The organism is Desulfobulbus alkaliphilus (assembly GCF_016918545.1).
Lineage (GTDB): Bacteria > Desulfobacterota > Desulfobulbia > Desulfobulbales > Desulfobulbaceae > Desulfobulbus > Desulfobulbus alkaliphilus.
In genome coordinates, this window is record NZ_JAFFQC010000009.1 from 120431 (window position 1) to 126950 (window position 6520).

6 protein-coding genes and 1 tRNA gene are annotated in these 6520 nt (G+C 53.7%); 4 read left to right on the top strand and 3 right to left on the bottom strand.

Features of this window, described 5'->3' with window-relative positions; all coding sequences use genetic code 11:
• Nucleotides 1-167: 167 nt before the first annotated feature.
• Nucleotides 168-1640, bottom strand: a complete 1473-nt coding sequence (locus tag JWG43_RS06935; RefSeq protein ID WP_205242101.1) for a DegQ family serine endoprotease — start codon at nucleotides 1638-1640, stop codon at nucleotides 168-170.
• 395 nt (nucleotides 1641-2035) lie between these two features.
• Nucleotides 2036-2251, bottom strand: a complete 216-nt coding sequence (locus JWG43_RS06940; protein WP_205242103.1) for a hypothetical protein — start codon at nucleotides 2249-2251, stop codon at nucleotides 2036-2038.
• Between JWG43_RS06940 and phrB the strand changes: the two genes are divergently transcribed.
• The 4 genes from phrB to JWG43_RS06960 all read left to right on the top strand — a co-directional run bounded on the left by phrB (nucleotide 2250) and on the right by JWG43_RS06960 (nucleotide 5678).
• The gene (gene phrB / locus JWG43_RS06945; RefSeq protein WP_240193436.1) at nucleotides 2250-3605 is read left to right on the top strand and encodes a deoxyribodipyrimidine photo-lyase; all 1356 of its coding nucleotides are present in this window, start codon (nucleotides 2250-2252) and stop codon (nucleotides 3603-3605) included. The two genes, JWG43_RS06940 and phrB, sit on opposite strands and share 2 nt — an antisense overlap.
• A 347-nt stretch (nucleotides 3606-3952) precedes the next feature.
• Nucleotides 3953-4414 carry an SRPBCC family protein gene (locus JWG43_RS06950; protein ID WP_205242105.1) on the top strand — a complete coding sequence of 154 codons (462 nt, stop codon included), beginning with the start codon at nucleotides 3953-3955 and terminating at the stop codon, nucleotides 4412-4414.
• Nucleotides 4415-4712: 298 nt separating this feature from the next.
• On the top strand, nucleotides 4713-5510 hold the full coding sequence (locus JWG43_RS06955) for an undecaprenyl-diphosphate phosphatase (RefSeq protein ID WP_205242107.1): 798 nt from the start codon (nucleotides 4713-4715) through the stop codon (nucleotides 5508-5510).
• Between the two features lie 90 nt (nucleotides 5511-5600).
• Nucleotides 5601-5678: transfer RNA gene (locus JWG43_RS06960), tRNA-Pro, on the top strand.
• 336 nt (nucleotides 5679-6014) lie between these two features.
• Here the strand turns inward: JWG43_RS06960 and JWG43_RS06965 are convergent.
• Nucleotides 6015-6520: ISAs1 family transposase (locus JWG43_RS06965; protein WP_205242109.1), on the bottom strand; the 506-nt coding region annotated here is incomplete at its 5' end.

Sequence of the window (6520 nt, forward strand, 5' to 3'; positions counted from 1 at the left end):
GTGCACTTTAATCGAACGGCCACGAACAACGAAACTCACGCAACGATGAACGCTCACGGATTCAGGGACCAGTAAAAAAACCGGCACGGAATGTTCCGTGCCGGTTTTTTATGGGTACGTTGAGAAAAGGCTGTAGGCTCCGGTTCAACCGTGCCAACCGTCCTGGTTCAGTCGGTTTGCAGGACCACGAACCGGCTTTGCTCTCCCGCTCGGACTCTCAGCAGGACCCGGTTAGGCGTCGCGGCCTTTGTCATCGCTTCTTCCAATTCCTCCAGGTTGCGCACCCGGATCCGGTTGACCTCTTCAATCAGATGACCGGCCTGCAATCGGGCCATGGCGGCCGGACTGCCCTGCTCGACATCGGCGATCAGGACGCCTTGATCAGGAGTGTAGCCGAATTGCTCGGCTATTTCAGGGGTCAGGTCCTGGAGGGTCAGGCCGACCTCATTGAGGGTCTTACTGGGAATTTGCTGAGCAAGGGCAGCTATATCGGCGGGCTGTTCACCCACGGTCACGGCCAGATCATGTTCCTTGCCCTCACGGAGAACGCGCAGAGTCAATTTGGTAGCAGGCGGGGTCATGGCGATCTTGTTACGTAGATCGGCTACATTGGCCACCGGCAGGCCGTCGATGGCCAGGATAATGTCACCCTGTTTCAAGCCGTTTTTTTCAGCGGGTGAATCCTTGGTCACTTCGGAAATCAATGCACCTCCGGCTTTTGTATGGCCAAAGGATCGGGCCATATCTTCGTTGACATCCTGAATGAGTACCCCAAGCCAGCCCCGGGTGACCTTGCCACTGGTGCGCAGTTGCTGCTCAATGTTCTTGGCCATATTGATGGGTATGGCGAAACCTATACCCATATATCCGCCGCTTCGAGAAAAAATAGCCGTATTCATGCCCACGGCTTCCCCATGGATATTAAGGAGCGGGCCTCCTGAGTTTCCGGGATTAATTGCGGCATCGGTCTGGATGAAATTTTCGTAATCCGTGATGCCCACGCGATTACGCCCCTTGGCGCTGACCACCCCGACCGTCACAGTATGGGTGAGTTCAAAGGGGCTGCCGATGGCTATGACCCATTCGCCAACCTTGAGGGCGTCGGAATCTCCAAGTTTCAAGGTCGGCAGGTTGCTGCCGTCAATCTTGATCACTGCTACGTCCGACTGGGGGTCTGCACCGATAATTTCGGCGGTGTATTCCCTTTGATCCGCTAAACGCACGGTTATTTTCTCGGCGCCGTCAATCACATGATTGTTGGTGAGAATGTAGCCATCTTCGGCAATGATGAATCCGGATCCGGCCGTTCGTTGTCTGAAATTACGAGGTTCCTGCTGAGGTTGACGGGGATGGCGAAAGTGCGGCCCAAAAAACCGCTCGAAAAAAGGATCGGAAAACAGATCGGGCGGAAAAGGTCCCGCGCTTCGAGCAGTGGTGGTTTTTTCGACCGCGACATGGACAACTGCCGGGCCGGCTTTCTCAACCACCGAGGAAAAGGCTCGGGATGCACGGTCAAGCAGGGCCAGGTCGTCTTCGCTCTGGGCATGGACAGCCTGATATCCTCCGCCTGCCAACAGGGTCAGACTGAGGAAACAGGAGGCCAGAAAGTATAATCGTAGATATTTACCAACATTTTGCATAACAGCGACTCCAATTTTGAACAAAAAAGATTTCGGGGCACCGCGCAGAGCGGTATGGGAAAATACACGACAACAACAGGCATCCAACAGGCGTTGGCAACACAATTATACCGGAGGAACGGTTCGTCAAGAGCAGCGCAGGGTAAACACAAGCCAGAACGGTGCTGCATGGCGGTCTTTGTTGCGTAAACCTGAATCCGTGAGCGTTCGTCCGTGCGTCAGCTTCGTTGTTCGTGACCGTTCGATTAAAGTACACTTTATCGGACGGTTACGGGCAATGAAGATGGCGTGCGGACGGATGCCCCGAAGGGCGGCTAATGGAAGATATTGTCAAAGATTCCGCTGCAATTATAAAATGAGTACAGCAGGATATACCCAAAACAAGAGTCCAGCCGTCACGGATTCAGGGTAAAGAAAATCCGTGCATGGGCGGCATGACCAATTGTCTGTCCCGGTAAACCGTTGAAAAGAATACTTTTTATTGCCGTTGTCCAGCCTGAGATGTTGATTCTTCTTTCAAATAAAGAAGAGATGCTGTTTTCTGGATCAAGAGTGCATCGGCAGTACTTTTTTTTGAAGTTTTTCAGCACCTGATTAAAAGAACATGCCATGGAAAAGATGATCAACCCGCAAAGGATCCGAAAATATGACGACACCCTAAGTGGTTCGGGTCCGGTTTTGTATTGGATGCATCGTGATTTTCGCGCCCGGGACAACTGGGGGCTCATCCATGCCCGTCAGCAGGCCCTGTTGCTACAGGTTCCTGTAGCGGTGTTTTTTTGCCTGCAGCCGGTCTTTCTTGATGCCACCCTCAGGCAATATGATTTTCTTCTCAAGGGTCTGGAGGAAACGGCCGCGGCTTTGGCCGAGGCCGGGATTCCTCTGCTTCTGCGCAGCGGTGATCCGGGCGTGGAAATGGTCAGGATATACAGCGAACTTCAACCCTCCCTGGTGGTCACTGATTTTGATCCGTTGCGGATCAAGCGCCAGTGGCTCCAGACCGTGCTCGATCAGGGATGCACCCCGCTCCACAAGGTCGATTCTCGTAATATTGTCCCCGCCTGGCTGGCATCCGACCACCGGGAATTCATGGCCAGGACCTTCCGCCCCCGGATCCATCGCCACCTGGCAGCATTCCTCGACCCCTTTCCTGTTTTGCCGGCGCATCCCTATCCCTGGACTGGTTCTGTGGCCGGAGAGGATTTTCCCTCCCTGCGTACCCGGCTCAGGGTGGACACCCGTGTCCAGCCGGTTTCCTGGCTGCAGCCGGGAGAAAAGGCTGCCCACCAAATGCTGACGGATTTTGTTGATCAGCGTCTTGCTGACTACATGTCGCGCAACGATCCCAATCGCCATGTCTGCTCCGATCTTTCTCCCTACCTCCACTTTGGCATGATTTCCAGCCAGGCCATTGTTCTTGCCCTGCAGCGGCGCGGTCTGCATGGTGAGGAGGTGGATGCCTTTGTTGAGGAATTGGTGGTCCGGCGTGAACTGTCCGACAATTTTTGCCTGTATACGAGCGATTACGATCAGGTCTCCGGATTTCCCGAATGGGCCCAAAAAACACTGCAGCGGCATCAGGGCGACCGGAGGCCCTACCTGTACAGCGATGAACAGTTTGACCAGGGACAGACCCACGATCCACTCTGGAATGCGGCCCAGTATCAAATGGTGACAACCGGTAAGATGCACGGCTATCTCCGCATGTACTGGGCAAAAAAAATCCTTGAGTGGTCGGAAGACGCGGGGCGGGCAATGCAGATTGCCGTGTATCTCAATGACCGCTACGAACTCGATGGCCGGGACAGCAACGGCTACACCGGCATTGCCTGGGCCATTGGCGGGGTGCATGACCGGGGATGGGCCGAGCGGCCAATATTCGGGACAATCCGCTACATGAATGAGGCCGGAGCGCGACGAAAATTCGATGTCAAGGCCTATATCCGCACGTGGACACCCGCCTGAAGGCAGGATACCCACTGTCCACCGTTCGTTGAAAACGAGGTGTCTCCCATGAGATAATCAGATCCATCCTTTAACCATGGCAGCAGAAATATACCCCGAAGAGCGGGTTCAGGAGGAAATCATCATCCTGAATCCGTGAGCGTTCGTCCGTGCGTCAGCTTCGTTGTTCGTAACCGTTCGATTAAAGTACACTTTATCGGACGGTTACGAACAACGAAGATGGCGTGCGGACGGATGCCCCGAAGGGCGGCTGGTGAAAGTTTTTTTCAAGGGTCTAGCTGCAATTATAATATGATTACAACAAGATATATCCAAAACAAGCGTCCAGCCGTCACGGATTCAGGATCATGTATATTCTGACACAACAACAATGGGTGCACACTTCCATCGAGCGAGCCTGGGATTTTCTCCGAGATCCGGCCAATCTCGATCGGATCACCCCTCCGGATCTGCGGTTTCGTATTGTCAGCGAGGTGCCACCGGTGATGGCCAATGGCCTGATCATCGAATACCGGATTACTATTCCCCTGATCGGCACCCATACCTGGGTGACCGAGATCAAACACATTCGCGAGGGCCACAGCTTTGTCGATGAACAACGCCTGGGTCCTTATCGCTTCTGGTACCATTATCATGAAATCCAACCGGACGGCGACGGTGTTCAACTCATCGATAAGGTCTTCTATCAGCCGCCCTTCGGTCTGCTCGGCCGCCTTGTCCACCGGTTCTATATCAGGAAAAATCTGGAACGGATCTTTGCATACCGCAGAGAGCGCCTGCGGGTATTGCTGACGGATGGTGGTACGTAACTGATCTTGTGGATTTGTAACCGTCTTTTCTGTCACGCTCCTGTCTTGTAAGCGGTCACTGGCGCCGGCAAAACACAGGAAATGAGGCAACCCGCGAAGCCCCTTGTGGACAACAGCATCGGGGATACGCCAGCTTTGATCCGCCCGGCCACCACATGCACCGCGATCCGTTTGACACGGATCGTCATCTTGGGGTACTGTTGGCTGCTTACGAGTGGTAATAGCAAAGGTTTTCCTGGTGCGTCGCATGGTGGTCGCCATCTCCACACCAATCTTGACTGATCGTTCCGGAGTATCAATGGATTTGTTGCAAGCCGTGGTCCTGGCCCTGATCCAGGGGTTGACCGAATTTTTACCTGTTTCCAGTTCCGCCCATCTCATCCTGGTCTCTGTGTTCACCGGCTGGGAAGATCAGGGCCTGACGTTTGACGTCGCTGTCCATCTGGGCACCCTGGTTGCGGTCATCGTGTTTTTTCGTCAAGATCTGCTCACCATGGGAGGGGATTTTTTTCGATCCTTGACCGGCAAAGGCCATGGGCCCGGATCCCGTCTGGCCTGGGCCGTCATCCTGGGAACGATTCCGGTGGGGCTGGCTGGTCTTGCATTCCGGGATGTGGTCGCCAATCATCTGCGCGATCCTCTGATCCTTGCCTGTGGCCTGATTTTTTTCGGCCTGCTCTTGGGCTGGGCGGACTGGCGCCGGCGGGGTGAGCGCACAGTATACAGTCTGACCTGGAAAGATATTGTGGTTATAGGCTGTGCCCAGGCGCTGGCCTTGATTCCCGGTACATCCCGATCCGGTATCACCATGACCGCGGGGCTGTTTATGGGCTTAAGTCGCGAGGCGGCGTCCCGGTTTTCATTCCTGCTTTCCATCCCGGTCATTTTTCTGGCTGGTGCGCTGGAAACCAGACACCTGCTCCGCCAACCCGAACCGGTCCAATGGGAGCTCATCGGCCTTGCCACCCTTCTGGCGGGGATCAGTGCCTATCTGTGCATTCATTATTTTCTTAAATTCATTCGCACCGTGGGTATGCAACCCTTTGTAGGCTATCGTCTTCTCCTGGGGATTGTGCTGATCTGGATGTACTGGTAGATCTGTTGCTGGAAATCCAGGGAAAAGTGTTGCGCCCTGGTTTGAAATGGTGTAAAAAATCATGCTTCAATGCACAATCTGCTATTGATTCGGGGCGTAGCGCAGCCTGGTTAGCGCGCCTGCCTTGGGAGCAGGAGGTCGAGTGTTCGAATCACTCCGCCCCGACCAGTTAAAAAGAACAGATGATCGAGGGTTTACCGGGTTGCTGGTAAGCCCTTTTTTATTACCCTGTTCTTGATGGGGTACAATTTGGGGTACAAGTTTGTTTCCGCTGGGAGTGAAAAAATCTGCCAAAATGCCACTACCGATTAAAAACTGACCCACCTGGGGTGTTTTTTTGGACCCACCCATTTTGTGTCTGGGTGGCTATTTAATGAAAACCTTTTCCTTCTCAAGTACCCTTCAGATAAGGGATGAGGGTGTTTGAGAAGGAAAAGGTTGCAGCGCTACAACCACCGATGGTGGGTCAGCTATCGGCGCTGGTGCAGGGCAATCGCATCAAAATTACTGCCCGAACAAAACTCTAGCGAGGTAGTCGTTGTCCCACCCCGCCTTGAGTCGTTTGTTCTTCACGCCGAGTTTGGCCGTTTTCTCTTGGCGGATGAGGTTGAGGGTTATATGTCTCAATACGGCCAGATTTTCAGGGGCATGTCCCTTGCGAACCCTTGAGTCATCCTCGCGGAAGGCCACATCCAAAACCCAATGAAGTGAATTTTCAATGCCCCAGTGGGCGCGGATTGCCTTGGCAAAACCTTTTGCATCGTTTTCCAGACTGGAGATATAATACCGATGCTCTTCGCTTTGCTTCCCATTGACCTCCCTTCTGGAGACAACGATGCCGATTGTCTTGAGCCCTTTCCACTCTTGCGCTATCGGGGTATTGGCAAAGTTCGTTGTATAATGGAAACGGGTTTCATGGCGGCCATGCCCTTTCTCTTCCGTCATGAAAAAGTCAAATTTAGCACTGTTCAATTCTTCCTCGTCGGCTTGAGCGAAGACTTGCTCCACCG